Genomic DNA, 15,794 nt, shown 5'->3' on the forward strand with positions numbered 1-15,794 from the left:
TTTATTTGTCCTTCTTGTTTTGGTGATAAATGAATAGCGCGTCGAGGCGATCGATGATTACCTCTTCGAACGGATCGAAGCGGACACCGTGGCGCGCCTGCCAGCCCAATATCTCGGCACTGGTCAGCGAATTCACTGCCATACCGCACTGGCGTTTCTGGTTCAGCTGAGTGAACCAGGTCCAGATGTACGCCAGCTCTGGCGGCAACACCGGTACCGTCGGCGCGTCGGGCTCCCGGTACAGAGGGTTTTGCCGGGCGGTATCCAAGTGGTCCCCCTTGGCGTTGCCGTCGCCTGCCGCTGCCGCTCGATCAAACAGGTGATCGGCGTACAGCAGCAGGGCCTGGGTCAAACCTTCAAAAAATTGGCGTCGTTTTCCAGGGCGGTCGTAACGCGGTCCTGCCAGGTCGGGTACTTGTCGTAGGCAGCGGCGATCATGTCCTTGTCGAACGCGGCAGGCGCGCCATTGCTGGTGAAGCCGTACCAGTCAACGACAACGGCCAGCGCCAGGCGCTTCTGGTTGTCATCGATAACGTTCACCAGCTGGTTAGAGCCTTCATCGGTCGAGGCGTCAATGGCAGTCTTGCGCTTGGCGGACTTGCGATAGCCCTCGGCACGCACGGCGTGGCTTTCCTTGCGGTACTCGTCGGAATTTTTGCCGACGATCTTGAGGCCGGCCACGGGCTCGCCGTCGGCGTCGAAGATCACGGGCACGTCAAAGGTCACACGCGCGGCAGGTGCGGACAGGTTGGCGATGTCGAAGCCAGCGACTGCCAGGGTTTGTGCGGTGTTCAGGATTGCTTGGGTGGTATTCATTGGTAGTGCCTTTCGTGGGTTTTAACAAGTGCCCGTGCCGGTCACCGCGCCCACGAAGGCGACAGCGACCGGTCGGTGCTAGGTTTGGCTTGCGCCAAAAAGGAAACCCGGCGCGAGGCCGGGTATATGGGTTACAGGCTCGTGTCCTGGAAGGCCACGGTGGTTGCTTCGTGCTGCGCGTCGGCGCCTTGGTAACGCAGGATGTCGAAGGCGCAAGTGACGATCTTGTTTTTCTCGCCATCATCGACCTTGGCAGAGGTGATCTTGATGCGGCCCATGGCGATGGCCATGACTTCGGCCAGCGGTGCCGTGCTGGCGGCCATGGCGTAGGCCAGCGGCAGCTCGACTTCCTGCTTGAAGTAATCGATGTATGCCGAATCCTGCATCAGCACCGTGAACTGGCCCGAGCCCACCACCTTGCCGCGCGAGGCGGCCGTGGCGAACTTCGAGCCGATCACCGGATCGATCTTGACCTGGCCATCCAGCGACAGGGACATCCCCGTGCAGATTTGCGATGGGATGCCGGCAACCGACAGCATCGCGGTGGCGCCGGAGAACTTGCCGGTACCGGACGTGGCGGCCGGGGCTGCGAAGTACGCCGCTGGCGTGGTCGCGCCTTCCAGCTTACCCATCAGGGTGAAGTCCATGCTCGTGATGCCGTTCGGCTGCACGGCGATATCGACCTTGCTGACCAACTGGTCGATGAAGCAGCGATTCACGGCGATGCCCGGATCCTGTACTTCCGCAGTGAACCAGTCCGTGGTGTGGCCGGTCAGCGGCGTGAAGCTGCGCTTGCCGGTCGCGGTCACGGTCACCGGATCGCCTTCGACCTTCACCGTCATGGCGCTGCCGTCCATGAACTGGCCCGACAATTTCAGTGCTGTCACCGACGTGACGAAGAAATTCTTGCCGTTGTTGGCGATACCGGTGGTCAGGAAGCCGCCGATGCGCACGACAGTACCGGCACGGTGGCCGTCGGCGAGCCAGGAACCGGCACTGCGCGTCAGCCCCGTCGCTCCCGATGCGATGGTGTTCTGTGCCGTGGTGACGCCGCCGGCGGTGAAGTCGCGACGCAGCAGCGCGGCCAGCAGCACCGCGTAGGTGCCACACGAGGCCTCGCCCTTGATGGCGCCAGAGGTGCGGAAGTTGCCCAGGCGGGTGTCGCTTTGCTGCTGGCTGGGGTCGATCTCGTTGCTCGAGTACTTGTCGGCGTCCGTGTCGAACGTCGCGGTCACGCGCGGATAGAGGCGGCCGGCGGCGGCCAGCGCCTTCGTGCCTTCCGCTGTTTGCTTGCCGATAACGAGCAGGCTGTCGATGCCGTTTGCAGTGGTCATGGTGTGGATTGCCTTTCTTTGGTCGAAAAAAAAGACCGCCGAGGCGATCTGTGTGGGTGATGCGGGTTACAGGTTGCAGAACCAGCGAATTTTGACAGGGACCATCCAGCGGTCGCCGTCCTCTCGGCCGTCGGCTATTTCAGGCGTGCGCTCAATCTGCACGGTCACATTGCCCTTCATGAAGCTTGCGCCGCGGCGGAACAGCTCCCTGATCATTTCAGCGCGGGCGCCGGCGGCCGCAGTGCCCTGCCCCGGCGGATACAGCAAGCTGACCTGGAAGATGCCACGCTCTTGGCGCGAGCCGTCGCCCATGGAATGATTGGCCGGTTCCGCCGGCAGCAGGTAGGCGGCCTGATATGGCCGGCCGGTGACCGGCGTGTACGGCACGTTCTGCCATACCGTATCGATGGCTGGCGCGAGGCTGGCCAGGGCCACCTCCAGCGCAGCGCGTATTGTTGATTGACTCATAATTTATAGCTCGAATAGCCTTGGGCGAACTCGCTAGCGGTGGTGCCGTCGCGCACGCCGTTCACCGCGTTATCCACAATTGTGCGGAACTCCACAACCGTCAGCATCACCACGCCCACGGGTGCCTGGCGCGACCAGCCCTCCTCGATTCTTTTTGCATAAGGAAGATTGTTCACGAGGTAGATCACGTCGCCCGCCTTTGCCGCGCTGATCGTGCTGCCGTGCGCGGCGATTGTAGCGCTGCCGTCTTTGTCGATCAGGTCGCGCACGCCGGCGGCGGGCGAGCCGATGGAAAGCTGCCAGTTGGCACGGAAGCGGCCGCCGGTGTAACCAGGTGGCGGCTTGTGCTTCCAGAACTTGGCGTCACCGACCGGCGAGCGCTGCATCACCTTATTGTCGACCTTCATGGTGATGGCGCGTGTGACCAAGTCCACATTGCCTTTTGTCTTGGCGATGAATTCGGCAATCTGCATGGAAAACGACATACTTGCCATCAAAGCCCCCTGAGTTGCAGCGTGTGCAGCACGGCCACGTCGACCGGCGCTGTGGTTTCGACGGCCTTGACCGTGTAGCTGGCGCCGCCAAACAGCACTAAGTCGGCGGTCGTAGGCTTCGGCATCGGCAAGCCGTTGCGCTGCAGCGGCGACAGCAGTAGTTGCTGGTCGCCCACCTGGATCAGCGTGCCGTCGATGTTTTCGGCCTCGTAGTTGATCTTGACGCCCGTGCCTTCGTAGTCGGTGGTCGTGCTGGGTGCCGTGCCCAGGCCTGGATCGTACTCGCCGGTGACGACCTGGCGCAGCACCACAATGCCGCCCTTGCGGCGCAGGGACTGGTCGGCGCGCGCGGCCGTCTTGGTGTACTCGGTCATGTCGTTCCAATCCAGTTCGCGGCTCTCATTCGCATGCCTGCCTTGCCGGCCAGGACGAATGCACGGTGATTACCGTAATCGTGACAGACCGGGCGACCTTCAAACAGCCCCCAGTTTTCGACCTTGGTATCGGCGAAGATGGCCGGAATTTTTTCCGGCAGCTGATCAAGTGTGATAGGCGTCGTCTTTGCCTGTATCAGCCAAAGCCCGCGTGGGCTGAGCCAGTACACCGGCGCTATCCAGCTGGCCAGCGACGTAGCGGCCAGCTCATTCGACAGCTGCCATTCATTGATGTTGCTGAAATTGCTACCGCTGTCATGCTTCACGACGCGGGTCTTGTCCAGGGCGCATTCAAACACGGTGCGGAAAGTGCCCTCGCCCAGCTTGCGGCCGCAAATCAGGTTGATCAGATCGTTTGTGTCGTCTGCATCCATCATGCTCGCACCACCTTAATCGAATTGCCACCGCCGGCCGAGCCGAAGTAAGGCGCCAGGAGCGCGTCCACCGCCACGAAGCGCTCGCGCGCATCCGTGGTGTTCTGGAAGTACTCCGTTTCCAGCGGCCCGGTCTTGTCTTTCTTGATCGCGTTCGAACCGGTGTCGAGGTCCGGCAGAAGATCCTCGCCGCTGCCAGCGCGCACGGCTAGGTCGATGCAGGCATTGACCACGTCCGCCGGCACGCCGGTGCTCGGCACGGTGAAGCCGTCGACTACCACGTTGTAGCGCGGCCAGTCCAGCGCCTGTTTCTGATAGACGCGGCGGCCGGCCCAGCGCGTGCGGTAAGTGGCCATGAACAGAGTCGACTTGCGCAAGGCGATCTCTTTATCAGCCTCGGCCAGCGCCGCCCAGGCGGTCCTGCCCAAGCTGGCGCAACGCGCGTCTGCCGCGGCGATGCTGGCGTAGGATTCGGCATCAGGCAGGCCGGCGCCGGTTTCAGTGATGAGCATGGATACCCTTATTAATAACAGCCACTTGCTGCACAGAGGTCTTCAGAAGCAGGCTTTTTCTTATGCCGCCAGCAACACTGCGCCATCAATCTGGGCTTGATCTGCCATCGCCACACCATTCTGATGCAAGGTGTCTGCATACAAGCCAAGCGGGTTTGCAAGCTCATACGAGCCGAAACGTGATGCATGATCAATAAGCGGCAGGCCCTTTGCCAGCGCAACGCTAGTGATTGCATCCCAGTACGGCTGGACCAGAGGCGGCGCCGCTCTTGGCCAGGAAGCCAGGCTCGCTGGTAGGAATGTGCTGAGAATGCAATTGCTCCCGCCTGTCTGCACGTTATCCACAATGGTGGTAAGGCGCTGCGAGTACGTGGCCAGGACCATCGCACTGTTCGCATCGTTGACGCCGATATCGAGAATGACGACGTCGGGTGTCATCACGCCAAGCTTGAATGGCTGGGTGCCCTCCCATGGATAGGTGTTGTAGATCAGGTTGGCCACTCCGCCACCCGAGTTTCCGAGAGTCCAAACCGAAATCTTTGGCATCGTCGAGTCATAGCAATCGCAGCCATAAACGAACACGCCAGAGCCCAGCGCCACGGGCGTGAACGTGATGGTATTCGCACCGCGCGGAAACGTCACGGTCTCCTTCTTGATGCTCTGCGCCACGTTGGCATCTATGGTCTTAATAACATTGCCGCCCACGCTGATCGTGAATGAGCCGAAGCCAGGGCGCGTCAAGTAATAGACATCCGCCGTGTCAGTTGGGTTGTCAGGAGTAAACGTCATTGCATTCAACGTTGTCAGGTTCGAGAACGCGATGCCAAAACCCGTCCACTGCACGACGTTGAAAGCGCCACTGTTGGTCCAGCCCGCCCCCATGGTGATGCGTGGATCGTATTGGGGCGCAGTCGCGCCCACCGAATTGATATTGCCATCGCAGAAGAAACTGTCTGTATGAGCTGGCAGGCCTTGCGCATTCAAAAATGCGGCAAGCTGCGCAGCCCTATTCTTTGCCCGGGCCCCGACAAAATTGGCGGTACCTGCCGCGCCGAATCCAGTAGTACGAGAATCGCCCATCAGGGCGACGACGCCACGGCCGGCCTTTGACAGCACGCGCGCTTTAGCGGCGCACCATTTTCGCATTCGAGCGGGATTGAAATTCAATACTCCGGCCGGGCCCGTTGCTGGCAGCAGCGTGCCAGCACTGTCAGCAAGTCCAGCCACATTTTTTACAACGCGCGGCGCGCCCAGCACGGCGTTACCTAAGCTCACATCAACACTCCCTGAGGAACAAGTCACCAGGAAGCGCTGCTGGTCCGCGTACGGCCCGATGGGCGCAAGCGCGCCAACGCCAATCGTCCACGATTGCAGCGAATTCGTGCCACCCAGCACTGGATCAAGGAGATACGCCACGCCAGCCGTTCCGGCGCCGCCGACGACGTTCAAGACTTGGCCCACGGGCAAGATGATGGTTTGCGGCGTGCCGCCGGCGGTGATGGTTGGCATATTGGCTTTCGGGAGTGCGGTTTATGTGGCGCCCCGGCGTGCGGGGCGGTGATGGCCAGGGATTACGCCTTGGCGGCTTTGGCTGGCTTTTCGGCCGTGGCGGTGGCCGTGGCCGATGCAACTTGCGACTGTGCAACGGCGGCATCCTTGGCGAGCTGGAGGCTTACCGCTTCGTCGCGCAAGCGATGCGCTTCGAGCTCGTTGGCCCGGGCCTGCTCGGCCACGCGGTCCTTCTCGGTGGCCAGTTCGCGCTCGCGTTCCAGCAGCTGATCGCGCGCCGCCAGCAGTTCGGCGATGGTTGGCGTACGCTCGGTTGGCGCGCCCAGGTCGTTGTCGTCGCCGTACAGCTCGTGCACGTCTGGGTTGAAGTCGGATTTGTTGATCACGACGAACGGGCCCTGCGTGCGCGGGTCCGTCGATACGATTTTGATGGTGTCCATGATGTATTCCAGGTGAGGCCCGGCAGCACAGCAGTGCTAGCCGGGCCGGGTTGATGGTTAGCCGTGCAGGATGCCGATGAATTCATCCTTGACCGAGCCGCAGCCCCATGCCAGCGCCACTTCGTACTGCATCTGGCGGTACTGGGCGTACATGCTGATCTCGAAGGTGAGATTGGTCAGCGGGTCGGTGACCAGCATGCGATCAACGGCCGAGTCACCCTGCTTCGGCAGCGCCGGTGCGCGCGTAGCCAGTTGGATGGCCGAACGGGCGAAGAACATGTTGCGGAAGCCGGAAGCGGCTACGGTGATAGCGGTGGCCGCAGCCGGAATGGCCTTCAGCAGACCTGGCGCTGCGAGGGTGATCGTGCCGCCGTTCGAGACATCGCCATCGCCGCTCGACACGACGTACTGGTTGGTATCGCCAGCGAAGATGATGGTATCGCCAGCCAGTGAAGTGCCAGTACCAGCTGCTGCCAGGGTGATGACAGTGGCGCCAACAGCATAGCCAGTGGCATTGGTAGTTGCGGCAGCGGCGGTGCCTTTGGAATGCAGTTTGATGCCCGAGCTGTTGCGCAGTGCAAAGCCCTGCAGGCGGTCAGTCATGCCGTTACGCAACATATCTTCTCGGCCGGCCTCGTTCACCTTGAACAGGCCAGATTGTTTGCCGCGCAGGTTGACCATCGCGGCCGAGCCCAGCACCAGCTGGAAGTCCAGGCCTTGGGCACCGTTCTCTTCCAGGATGCGCAGCGCGCCAGCGGTGTCGGTCAGGTCGCCAGCAGTGGCGAACGGTGCGACGTTGGCAGTGCCGCACGCGCGGGACGCTTTGACATACAGCGCTGCCAGATCGCTCTCGACTTCGTTCACCAAGGTACGCATGGCCTGAGAAATCTGATCACGCAGGATCACGTTATAGCTAGCGCCGTTGTTATCCAGGGCAAGTTGCTCTTCGCCATTCCAGCGGATCGGCACGCGGCGCGCCTTGGTGATTACCACGCCTTTTTTTCCCATGTTCTGGTCGCCGTCATTCGGCGGAGTCACGGCTGGGGCGATATCGGTAGCAGTCGCGGCAGGCGCGACTGGCGACGTAACCTCTTGGCCGACCGCCGCCCGGGTAAAGTTCATATCTGCGGAAACTGCCGGGATGAAGCCGACCAGCTCGCGTGCAACCTGGTCCGAAGCACTGTAGATGGTGGTGACCAGGCCGTTCAGCGAGTTGGCGCCGAGGATCAGGCCGGTGCGCGCAGCATAGTTGGAGATATAGCGATATGCCAGTTCGACCAGCAGGCGACCGGTGAAATCAGCTTTTGCCAGCACGGCCACCAGCATCTCGACGGCCTTATGGGCAATCGCTGTGGCCGCCGACGCGGTCAGAGACATAGTCATAGCGCACAGGGCCATGACCGACAGCAGGGTTTTCTTCATGGTAAAGCCTTTAAAAGTTGGTGATTTGGAATTTTTTAAAACAGACAGGCCATCCAGCCCAAAGCACCAACCCCCATCCAGGCGTTGGCTATGCGTTGCAATACTGCGGAAATAGAAAAGGTTTGCTCAATGTCGGCAGTGATTAATCTGTAACGGCACCGCCGCCCTTGGCGAATTCCGCCTTGGCGGCCGGCGTCGCTGCATCAAAAGCGGCGCGCGTCATGGATTTGCCTGCGCCAGCGCCTGCACCACCGCCCGTCGCACCACCACCTGATGCGCCGGAACCCTTGAGGATCTGATCCTTGAACGGGCAGGCTTGTACCAACTGCGCCAGGCCTTCATCGAAGTCGGCGATTTCGCCCGGGCGGGTCGGCGAGAAGATCTTGTTGCCGGCGGCGTCATACGGAACGGTCTTGCCGTCCTCGACTTTGAAGTTGTTGCCGAAATACGCCTTGGCCATTTCGGGTGGGATGGCCAGACGCAGCGGGTGCTTGTCGTCAGTGAACAGCTTCGAGCTGGAAAAGCCGCCGCCGATCATGTGGGTATTCAGTTCGCTGGTGCGCTTTTCCAGTTGCGCTGTCAGTTCCTGCAGCTGTGTGGCGCTTGCCTTGGCCTGCGCCGCAACCTGCTCTTGCGCGGTCTTGGCAGCCGCGTCTTGGATTTCTTTGACTTGAGCCGCCGTCTTCAATTCGCCGGAGCTCAGGCTCTTCACCGTGTTCAGTGCAGCCAAGGCGGCCACGCCGTCTTCGATGCCGTCGAACGACTTCAGGCGCTGCTCGGCAACCTCCTTCGCCTCGCGATGGGTCTTGGCCTCACCGTTCAGGCGGGTGATCGTTCCCAGCGTGGTATCCGCATCGAATGGCGCTTCGGTACCGTTGGGGTGAATGAAGATCGGCAGTTTCTTCTCGCCGTCGATCGCAATGGTTCCGTCTGCGTTGTATTTGAATGGCATGGTCGTTCTTTCCGGGCATCCGCCCTATCAGTGGCCTTCCGGCCGTGCGCCGCGTTGCGTCCGCTTGCGGCAATAAAAAACCGTCTCAAGGGCGGTCGGTGAATTCGTTTGTGCTACATGCGCTCCAGACGCTCGGCTCTCGATACATCATCGGGATGGCTCGACAGTTTGCGCAGCGCGCTGGCCAAGTGGGCGCCGTGCCCGCGCGCAACAGCATAGTCGTCGGCTTCGAGTTCCTGTCGGCGCCGGCGCTGCGGTCCGGGAGTCAAAAGCAGGCATCGCAGCACCAGGTTGGTCCAGGTATGCAGGTGATGGCCGTGACCATGCTCGTGTGCCACGACAGCGGCGATCTCAGCCGGCGCCAGCAGCGTCGGCAATGAGGTCGGCAGCCGCGCCCGGAATCCGTCGAAGTGCACCTGCTGAACCGGCAGGATGGTCACCGCGAGAGTCACCATCAGCAGGTTGAGGGCGATCCACGCGCCCCATACGGCAGCCGCGACTTGCAGTGCAATTTCCATGCGTCCTCGCTTGCGGCATAAAAAAAGCCGCCTGGTTGCACGGGCGGCCTTCATTGGTAATAAGAAAACGCCTGAGCGGTCTAAATCATCGAAACATCGGGCGATATCGCCGCATCATTTCTGGATCGGTGACCATGTTCTGGTCATACTGCTCTTGCGCCGAAAACGTAAGGGCTGTATTCGGGTGCCATGCCCCGGCGCAAGACCCACTCGTCGCCGAAGGGAGTTGACCGAGTTGCTGTTGAGCGAAAGATCCCCACATCACACAAATATTGATCATTCCACCTGACTCCATTACGTCCCCTTGTCTTGAGTCACGACCTGCGATCTTTATTTATATTTCGCCTGCAGTTCCTCAAGTGTCAGCTTGCGCCCCTTGAGGTTCATCAGGTCATTCAGCGTGATCTTGCCCGCCTCGTACATCTCAGCACGGCCGGGGCCCAAGTACTCAGCCCGCCATGCCTTATCCTTGCTGGCCAGGAAGTCCTTGAAGTTCATCTTGCTGCTGACCGCCCCGCCGTCGCTGGGCCGCGTGCTGTCGCCCGGCTCGTCCAGCTCAATGCCCAGGTCCTTGAATGACTTGGTCCGCGTGCTGAGCACGCAGCGGCAGCTGAAATGAATGGCGCCAGGCCCGCCCGCCCACTCGTGCGTGTGGTTGATCGGTTCCTGATCGTGCAGCGAGTACTCGTGCAGGTCGCGCATGGCGCACAGCAGGCAGGTATGCGAATCAAGCGTCGACAGCCAAACCAGGCACTCGATCAGGTCCGCATTCTGCTTAAACGAGGCCAGCCGAGCGGCGTTGGCCACGGCCTGCACCGAACTGTGCACCAGCGCGCGCGCGTTTGCGGCTGACGCTTTCAAGATGCCTTGCTCGCCCGGCGCAACAGGATCCGGCGCGGCACCGGGAGGCTTGGCGGCCGGATCAGCTGGCGGCGCACTCGGCTTCGTTGCCGGCCCGGCGGGCGGCGCCTTCGCATCGGGCATTGGAGGCGTGGCAGGCAATGCCGGCTTGTTGGCCAGCGAATCGGCCGCCTTCGCGCTCTTGCCCAGCACGCGCGACACGATCTGCGACGTCGTTTCGCCCTGCGCCGCGCCGAGCCGCACTTGGCTGGCGAACCGGAACTGCGTATCGAGCGCCTGGCGTTTCCACCAGTCCGCTGACGACGCGCCCTTGATCAGCGTGTCGCCGACGAGCTTTTCGAGGTAAGTGGCAGGCGGCAGCTTGGCGCCCAGCTCAATCTTGAGGCCCTGCGTCAGCACCTTGGCCGTGTAATCGGCCTCAATGCGCACCATGCCGGTCAGGTCGCGGGCCATTTCGGCCTGCATGCCCGTGTAATGCGAAGAAATCAACGCATTCGATTCACGCAACAGCACACCCAGGCGTTGCTTGCCGTAGGTCGATATCTCGCCCTCGTTCAATTTTGCCGTGAGCTCCTTTGACATGGTGCCCATCAGGGCCAGGATCTTATCCTGCGTACCAGCCGAGAAACGCAGCAGGTTCAGGGAGTGCACGAGGAACATCTCAGCAAGCCACTCTTCGAGCGCGCCCATCTATGCCGCCACCAGGTCAGGCGGGGATGACTGGATACGCTCCTGCTCGTCCTCCCACTTCAGGTCTGGCGACACGATGCCGCGGCGCTGTAGTTCGTTGAAATAGGTTTCACCGGAAATCCGGTTATTGGCCACGCTCTTGAACAGCAACTCGGCACTGGCCTCGGCCAGCGAGGCGGCACCGAAGTCCTTGAAAATGGTGATGTGGCCGCCTTCGGCCTCCCCCACCCATTCAGCCATGAACTGCAGCGCCTGGTCGCCTGCGTCTTCGACGTTGCCCGCAATCTTCTGGAGCGCGCATGCGCCCTGCTCGTTGTCGGCCAGGGTCTGCGATTCGGTCACGTTGCCTGGCTTGATCACCAAAAGCTCGGCGCCCGCCTGGCGCATGCGGTCTTCCAGATCGAGAATCGACAGGCGGCCGGCCTCGATGGCCTTGCCGCCGTGCTCCACGAACTTCAGGTCGCCTTCGGGCGATTCCGACTTGACCGCGCTGCCGGCGCCGACCGTAATGCCGCCCTCGCCCAGCATCTTGGCAAACAGGATCGGCACGCGCGCGACGTGCAGGATGTTCTGCTGGTCGCTCTTGCTCTGCCAATGCTCGACGTTGCTGTGCGCCAGCTCGAGCAGCGGCGGCGTGGCCTGCATGTAGCCCAGGCGCTTGCCGTAGACGGGCACGAATGCGATGCGCTTCAGTGTGGTGGCGCCCTCCTCATGCAGCACCCAATCCTTTTTGCCAGCCGTTTCTCGCTGGCGCCAGGTCTGCCAGGTGCCGCGCCCGAGGACGCGCACCTGCTCGATTTCCCTGGTGTCGAAGTCGCCATCCGGCTCGGACACGCTCTCCAGCAAACGCAGCTGGGTCAAGCCTTCCAGGCTGGTGGCATTCTTCGGCAGCCAGCCCAGGATGTTTTGCACGTGCACCTGAACGAAGTACGGACGCACGCCAGCGGCCTGCTCGTCTGCCTTCGTGACCAGGTTGCCAGCCTTCGGGAAGTCGACCAGGATGCCCGAGAATCCGTAGCCCATCGCCTCCTGGGTGATCTCGGACAGAAAGCTGTGCAGGTCGCGTCCGGCCAGGTCGACGTTTTGCAACCAAGGCTTGAGCCGTTCCGGCACGTCCTCGCCCAGCGTTACCGGCTTGCTGAACGGCTTGGCCGACAGCACATCAATGGTACGAGCATAGGCCGGGAACAGCGTGGCCACAGCCAGGCGAAGGTCGTAGCTCTCGCTGTCCTCGCCTGGCCACTGCGGCAAATACTTCTTGCCAGCCGCCCGCATCGTCTTGGTGCCACCCAGCAGCGCGGCAACCAGGCCACAATCCTCATTCAGCTTCGCGGCTTCGGCTGATTGTTTGCGTACGGCGTCGGTCATGGAAATCCTTGTTATTACATGCGCAGCGGCGCGGTCGTCGTCGTGCTCTTCACGATCGGGTAGCGCTTCACGAGGAAGTACCCGTTTGCGTCATTCGGATGGTCGTGGCCAGACTTCTTGTCCGGCTGGCCGTCAGCACCCCATACCTGCTGCTCCAGCGCCTCGGTAGTCGTCGGGCACTGGTCGGTGTTGATCTTCCAGCGGCGCTCGCCCTGGGCGTTCAGGATCATGCCGTTGTAGGCGTTGACCCGGTCCTTGACTGCAGGGTTTGAGTGGTTCACTTCGAGCAGGAAGCCCGCCTGGCGCAAAATGGACAGGTCGGACTCGCTGGCGTTCTTGCTGCTGGTGTTCTGGCCGGACGCATCCGGGAAAATCTTCACCTGGTGGCCTTTATCCTTGAAGTCCTCCGTCAGGATCCTGGCCATGGCCGGCGTATCGCGCACTTTCACACGCTCGGCCAGTGTCATCGGCTGGCCCTCGCGGACCACGTTGATGCACGCCGTCATGTTCAGCACGTTGAAGTCGAGGCCTACCTGCAGCGGCTCGCCAGGCAGGATGATCTGCGTTGTGCGGTTCTTGAAGCGGTCGAAGTCCGGATAAACCGAGCCGCTGGTCAAGTTGGTGAATTTGCCACGCAAATACGCATCGATCAGCGCCGGCGGGTAGCTGGCCAACAGCGACGGGATGTAATCGGCTGGCAGGTTGAGCTCGTTGTCGAAGGTGCTGGCCTGGATCAGACCGTACAGCGTCGCCAGCGCGGGCTTGTCGCGCACCGCCTTCACGAACTGCTGATAGACGAACTTGAAGCCCTCCGGCGTGGTGGTCACGTCGATGCCGTTAAGCAGGCCCGGCACGTTGTAGCGCATCCGCGCGATGATCTTGCGCCAGGCCGTCTGCGCCTTGAGCATCGGCATCACGTCAAGCTCATCGATCAGCGCGTGGCCAATCTTGAAGCCCACGATAGTTTCCGGCTTCTCCATCGAGCGGCAGATGACGGTGCCGCGATATAGGCGCCCTTCGTAGACCTCGACCTCGTGGTCACCCTGCTTCACCTTGATGCGCAAGCCCATCGCATAGGCCACCTCGTCCATCGTGGGATAGAAGATGTCGCGAATCTGCGGATAAGTCGGCGCGAAGTAACCCTGGCTGATGCCTGGCCACTGCCAGAAGTGCATGCAGATGCCGACGCACCCCACAAAGGTCTTACCGGAGCCGAAACCAGCAACATAAGCCTTGTACTTATGCGGCAGGTTCAGGAATGCAGCCTGCGGGATATTAAGGTCAAGTTGGGTCATCGTTCTTTCGCGCCCCATCCTTGACGCCGATGATGATTTGCACGGGTGTTGGCAGCTGGTCGTTCGGTTCGGCCTTGCCCTTGTTCACGTAAATGTCGCCCACTTCCTTGGCGGCCTGCTCGTAGAGACTGGCCACCAACGGCAAGTTGCGCATGCTCTCGGCCTTCTGTGCCAGCCGGGCCAGGCCGCGCAGGCGAAATGCCTTGCTGGCGATCGGGATTTCCTCGGCAGTGGCGCGGAACTTGGCGCGCGTCTCTTCGAAGATCGTGCGCCATTTCAGGCTCAGGTTGCGGCCCACGTACGTGTTCGGGTCGTAGCAGGACACCTGCTGGCGGCTCACATCGAGGCCAAATTCCTCTTTTACTGCTATCGAAACCTGCGTCGGCGAGTCGAAACAGGCCAGCGCGGTGACGACGTACAGCTTCACCTCGTCCTTGAGTGCGGCCATGTTTTAGTTTCCTGTAAAGCAACGTAAAGGCTACGCAGCCTTTAGAAGACACGTTCCGCACGCCCTCGCTATGTTGATTTTCGCCACTTCTGGCGGGGTCTTTGCTGCGTCAATCATGCGCTGCACGTCCTCGCCTGCGCCGTAGCGCCGGACCACGCCGACAAACTCTTCGACGTCGTGCGAGCGCATGCACAGCTTCGGCAGCCCGTACTTGTTGAAGGCCGGCGCGCCGAAGTCATCCATCTCTTGGGCGATGTGATAAAGCTCGTGCTCGAGCAGCGCACAGAATTCGGCGTCGCTGCAGGTCAGGCAATACGATGCGTCCAGGGTAATGAGGAAGTCCGGCACCGCGCCGAACCAGTCGGCCATCTGCTGTTGCTGGCGGCCCTTCTGCCACGGCCCACAGCGGAACGTCACTTCCTCGCACTGGCCCAGCACAGTGCGGCCAGCCTTCACGAAGCCCATCGGTGCCCACATGAAATGCACATCGGCACATTCCAAGTGGGCGTGGTCTTCGTTGTAGAGCGCGCCGCGTTCGGTGAGGATGGTTGAGCGCACCCACTTGAGCACCTCGGGTGCCGGCAAGTAGCGGCCGCTCAGCGGGTCGGCAAAGGACTCCGGAGGGAATGGACGAGCGCCAGGTGTGGCGAATTGCTTTTTCTTCATCGCTTGCTGCTCCTAACCCACACTATAGGCGAGACGCAGGCCTATCCCGCAATGCCCTTGCCGAGCAGTTGCGCACTTTAACGGGTAGGCGCGCGGCACCCACTGTCCAAACCTCAAAGGAGAAACCACATGAAACGAATTTACCTCAACTTCCGCCGCATTCTGGCCGTCGCCACTGACCTTGCTAAGTTCGCCTACTATCTGCGTCCGTTCTTCGAATGGATTTGGAATGTAGCGTGGCGAAGTATCCTAAATTAGCTCGCGCCGTCGACGTCGAGCATCACGGGCGGCATCGTTGCGCCCACCACCCACAGCCGAACGGCGCCGCCAGCATTCAACGCCGCCAGTTCAGCAGCATCTGGCCGCCAGTACGACACCACGGCAGGCAGATCTCCCACGTGCGTGCGCGTGATCGGCAGCGCGTTGCATGGCAGCTCGGCCTGATCCCAGCCTGCAGGCGCGCAGAGCACGCCGTTGTTTGATGAGTGCTGGGTTTTCTGCATTTCGGCTTTCGTTGTGTCACCGCCCGCCCCCAGCAGGCGCCGCGGTGCATCGCGGCTGGATTCCTCTGGATCTTTGCTACGTCGGTGAGCTGCGCCCGTTTCTTCAAGCTCTGCCACTGGAGCGCGCTGGCAGTCGCAAGTGTCAGGTGGTCAAGGTGTGCAACGCCGGCTTGGCCATCGCCCATAACCAGGGCCAGGCCAGCAACACGAGTGCGACGATGGCGCCGCCGATTACCGCACCCGCCAGAGTGATGGTGATGATCATCCGGCGGAAGTCGATATCGAACATACGGCACCTTAAATAGAAAAGCCACCAGCGCAGCGATGCGACCGGCGGCGAAACCCGGCATGCCGGGCAAGGGAAACTGGAGCGGGTGAAGGGAATCGAACCCTCGTGGAAAGCTTGGAAGGCTTCCGCTCTGCCATTGAGCTACACCCGCGTTTTGGAAAACCCACCAGAGGAATCGTATTTGCATTTCCCTCATGATTGAACAAACAACCAATGAGGCCTCTATGACCAAATACGATTTTTTCTGGCTCTACATACAGCGCACAGCTCAACTTTGCGCGATTGCGAAGATGGTAGCTGAGATATCACGTTGGATTGTTGGTGCTGGGTGACAGCGTCCCAGCGTCGGTTTGGCGCGCAGCCTCGCGGCGGCGCCCGACTGATTGATCTATTTGGTTGCT

Annotated in this window: 20 protein-coding genes and 1 tRNA gene; all 21 read right to left on the reverse strand. The window is 61.3% G+C overall.

The window, feature by feature from the left end:
* Position 1: 1 nt before the first annotated feature.
* A complete protein-coding gene (locus OPV09_RS17425; RefSeq protein WP_338678912.1) occupies positions 2–352 on the reverse strand; it encodes a phage tail assembly chaperone in 351 nt (116 codons plus the stop codon).
* Entirely contained in the window at positions 349–816 is a 468-nt protein-coding gene (locus tag OPV09_RS17430; RefSeq protein WP_338678913.1) for a hypothetical protein, read from the reverse strand. Before OPV09_RS17430 ends, OPV09_RS17425 begins: the two co-directional genes overlap by 4 nt.
* Before the next feature lie 131 nt (positions 817–947).
* A complete protein-coding gene (locus OPV09_RS17435; RefSeq protein ID WP_338678914.1) occupies positions 948–2,150 on the reverse strand; it encodes a phage tail tube protein in 1,203 nt (400 codons plus the stop codon).
* A 66-nt stretch (positions 2,151–2,216) separates the two neighbouring features.
* A complete protein-coding gene (locus OPV09_RS17440; RefSeq protein WP_338678915.1) occupies positions 2,217–2,618 on the reverse strand; it encodes a DUF4128 domain-containing protein in 402 nt (133 codons plus the stop codon).
* A complete protein-coding gene (locus tag OPV09_RS17445; RefSeq protein WP_338678916.1) occupies positions 2,615–3,091 on the reverse strand; it encodes an HK97 gp10 family phage protein in 477 nt (158 codons plus the stop codon). Before OPV09_RS17445 ends, OPV09_RS17440 begins: the two co-directional genes overlap by 4 nt.
* A gap of 20 nt (positions 3,092–3,111) precedes the next feature.
* The gene (locus OPV09_RS17450) at positions 3,112–3,486 is read right to left on the reverse strand and encodes a hypothetical protein (protein ID WP_338678917.1); all 375 of its coding nucleotides are present in this window, start codon (positions 3,484–3,486) and stop codon (positions 3,112–3,114) included.
* Positions 3,483–3,923 carry a hypothetical protein gene (locus OPV09_RS17455; protein WP_338678918.1) on the reverse strand — a complete coding sequence of 147 codons (441 nt, stop codon included), beginning with the start codon at positions 3,921–3,923 and terminating at the stop codon, positions 3,483–3,485. The genes OPV09_RS17450 and OPV09_RS17455 overlap by 4 nt, the downstream gene beginning before the upstream one ends.
* Positions 3,920–4,432 carry a DnaT-like ssDNA-binding protein gene (locus OPV09_RS17460; RefSeq protein ID WP_338678919.1) on the reverse strand — a complete coding sequence of 171 codons (513 nt, stop codon included), beginning with the start codon at positions 4,430–4,432 and terminating at the stop codon, positions 3,920–3,922. The genes OPV09_RS17455 and OPV09_RS17460 overlap by 4 nt, the downstream gene beginning before the upstream one ends.
* A 60-nt stretch (positions 4,433–4,492) precedes the next feature.
* Positions 4,493–5,941, reverse strand: a complete 1,449-nt coding sequence (locus tag OPV09_RS17465) for an SGNH/GDSL hydrolase family protein (protein WP_338678920.1) — start codon at positions 5,939–5,941, stop codon at positions 4,493–4,495.
* Positions 5,942–6,003: 62 nt separating this feature from the next.
* The gene (locus OPV09_RS17470) at positions 6,004–6,381 is read right to left on the reverse strand and encodes a hypothetical protein (RefSeq protein WP_338678921.1); all 378 of its coding nucleotides are present in this window, start codon (positions 6,379–6,381) and stop codon (positions 6,004–6,006) included.
* A 57-nt stretch (positions 6,382–6,438) separates the two neighbouring features.
* Positions 6,439–7,803, reverse strand: a complete 1,365-nt coding sequence (locus OPV09_RS17475) for a P22 coat - protein 5 family protein (RefSeq protein ID WP_338678922.1) — start codon at positions 7,801–7,803, stop codon at positions 6,439–6,441.
* 142 nt (positions 7,804–7,945) lie between these two features.
* Positions 7,946–8,755 carry a DUF6651 domain-containing protein gene (locus OPV09_RS17480; RefSeq protein WP_338678923.1) on the reverse strand — a complete coding sequence of 270 codons (810 nt, stop codon included), beginning with the start codon at positions 8,753–8,755 and terminating at the stop codon, positions 7,946–7,948.
* Between the two features lie 113 nt (positions 8,756–8,868).
* The gene (locus tag OPV09_RS17485; RefSeq protein WP_338678924.1) at positions 8,869–9,273 is read right to left on the reverse strand and encodes a hypothetical protein; all 405 of its coding nucleotides are present in this window, start codon (positions 9,271–9,273) and stop codon (positions 8,869–8,871) included.
* Positions 9,274–9,603: 330 nt separating this feature from the next.
* Positions 9,604–10,824: a hypothetical protein gene (locus OPV09_RS17490; protein ID WP_338678925.1), complete on the reverse strand. Its 1,221-nt coding sequence runs from the start codon at positions 10,822–10,824 to the stop codon at positions 9,604–9,606.
* Entirely contained in the window at positions 10,825–12,192 is a 1,368-nt protein-coding gene (locus OPV09_RS17495; RefSeq protein WP_338678926.1) for a DUF4055 domain-containing protein, read from the reverse strand. It lies immediately after the preceding gene.
* 14 nt (positions 12,193–12,206) lie between these two features.
* Complete coding sequence (locus OPV09_RS17500; protein WP_338678927.1) at positions 12,207–13,487, reverse strand: terminase large subunit domain-containing protein; 1,281 nt, start codon at positions 13,485–13,487, stop codon at positions 12,207–12,209.
* Positions 13,474–13,935: a DUF2280 domain-containing protein gene (locus OPV09_RS17505; protein ID WP_139089442.1), complete on the reverse strand. Its 462-nt coding sequence runs from the start codon at positions 13,933–13,935 to the stop codon at positions 13,474–13,476. The genes OPV09_RS17500 and OPV09_RS17505 overlap by 14 nt, the downstream gene beginning before the upstream one ends.
* 30 nt (positions 13,936–13,965) lie before the next feature.
* Positions 13,966–14,601: a putative metallopeptidase gene (locus OPV09_RS17510; RefSeq protein WP_338678928.1), complete on the reverse strand. Its 636-nt coding sequence runs from the start codon at positions 14,599–14,601 to the stop codon at positions 13,966–13,968.
* A 254-nt stretch (positions 14,602–14,855) separates the two neighbouring features.
* Positions 14,856–15,104, reverse strand: coding sequence for a hypothetical protein (locus OPV09_RS17515; RefSeq protein ID WP_338678929.1), 249 nt, complete (start codon positions 15,102–15,104; stop codon positions 14,856–14,858).
* A 142-nt stretch (positions 15,105–15,246) separates the two neighbouring features.
* Entirely contained in the window at positions 15,247–15,393 is a 147-nt protein-coding gene (locus OPV09_RS17520) for a hypothetical protein (RefSeq protein WP_338678930.1), read from the reverse strand.
* A 77-nt stretch (positions 15,394–15,470) separates the two neighbouring features.
* Positions 15,471–15,544, reverse strand: a tRNA-Gly gene (locus OPV09_RS17525).
* Positions 15,545–15,794 lie beyond the last annotated feature (250 nt).

It is taken from the genome of Janthinobacterium sp. TB1-E2 (assembly GCF_036885605.1).
GTDB classification, from domain to species: domain Bacteria; phylum Pseudomonadota; class Gammaproteobacteria; order Burkholderiales; family Burkholderiaceae_D; genus Janthinobacterium; species Janthinobacterium aestuarii.